This window comes from Streptomyces sp. MK37H, from assembly GCF_018035285.1.
Classification (GTDB): Bacteria; Actinomycetota; Actinomycetes; order Streptomycetales; family Streptomycetaceae; genus Streptomyces; species Streptomyces endocoffeicus.
On sequence record NZ_JAAAYH010000842.1, the window covers coordinates 1 to 1,428 of the forward strand.

General features: G+C 79.1%; 1 protein-coding gene. It reads left to right on the top strand.

Annotation, left to right across the window (positions count from 1 at the left end):
- Window positions 1–19: 19 nt before the first annotated feature.
- Window positions 20–1,414, top strand: a complete 1,395-nt coding sequence (locus GWI24_RS44325) for a hypothetical protein (protein WP_210951656.1) — start codon at window positions 20–22, stop codon at window positions 1,412–1,414.
- Window positions 1,415–1,428: the final 14 nt, after the last annotated feature.

Sequence of the window (1,428 nt, forward strand, 5' to 3'; positions counted from 1 at the left end):
GCCCGTCCGAGGAGGGCGCATGACCACGCCTTCCCGGTGGAACGGCCCGTTCGATCCGGACTCCTCCGATCGCGGCCTCGCCTCGGACCGCGGCCTTGTCTCCGATCGTGGCCTCGCCTCGGACCGTGGCCTCGCCTCCGGTCGCGGCCCCGCCGCCCTGTCCGGGGCCGCCCGGGTGCCGGTCTCCCGGCGGCCGGACGAGGCATCCGCGCGCACCGGCGCCGGGAAGGGCCAGGGGAAGGGGCGGCGCGGGCCCGCCGATCCGGTGCGGGCGCTGATGCACCGCCACCACGACCTGTGCGCCCGCGCCGTCGATCCGTTGGAGATCGCCGCCGGGCTGGAGGCCCACGGTGTGACGGACCGCACCGCCGCGCGCTTCCGGCACCGCGATGTCTTCTCGCTCGCCGAGGAGCTGTACGCCCGGGTGCCGCGCGCCGAGGAGCCCGCGCCCCCGGCCGCCCCCGCGCCGGGGCGCGCGCTGGGCGTGCGGATGACGTTCGCGGCGCTGTGGCTGCTGCCGGGCGCCCTGTGCGTGGCGACCGCCTCTGCCGCCCTCCGCGTCGATGTCATCCGTAAGGACACCACCGTCGGCCTCGCCCTGTGCGCGGGCGGCGCCGTCCTGACGCTCATCGCCCTGTGGCTGTGTCTGCGCCGTGGCCCCCTGCGCGTCCGTGGGAGCGGGCGCGGGGGCCGTATCGCGCACGCCCTCGGTGCCGGCTGGCTGCTCGGGTACGCCGCCGCCGGGGACTGGCTGCTCACCGGGCTCCTCGACGGGCGCCGCCCTTACGACGCGGCGCCCGCGGCCGAGGCCGCCGTCCTCCTCGCGCTGGCCGCCGCGCCCGCCGCGTGGTGCGCCCGCTGGTTCGCCGTCAGGGCGCGCCGCAGGCTGGCGGTCAGCCGTGGTCTGGAGGAGTTCGCGTCGGCGGTGCGCCCGCTGTTCGCGGGCGTGGTGACGGCCTTCCTCTGCGCTCTGGCGGCCCTGGTGCTCACGGCCCGGCTCACGGTGCCCGGATCGCCTCCCGTCGCCGCGCCCCTCTCGACGGCCGAGGTCGCCGTCGTGGCGCTCTGCGGACTGCTGTTCCTCGCCCGGCTGCTCGCCGTCCACGGCTTCCGGAGGGCCGCGCTCAGCGGAATCGCCGTGGCCTGCGCGGTCCAGGCCGTGGCCCTGGCGACGGCGGCGGCCGCCCGGCTCCCGGGCGCGGCGCCGATCGGGGAGCCCGCGGCACGGCTGACCGCCGCCCAGGGTGCGGCCGCCGTCCCCGCGGCCGCCTGCGGCGCCGCCGCGCTCGCACTGCTGATCCACGCGTTCGGCGCCCTGTGCCGGGCCTCCGCCCATGGCGACCCCGGCGCGCGTACCGCCCGGGCCGCTCATGACACCCGTACGACCCGCACCGCCCCGGACCGCGCCCCATAAGGCGTCCACCGCGC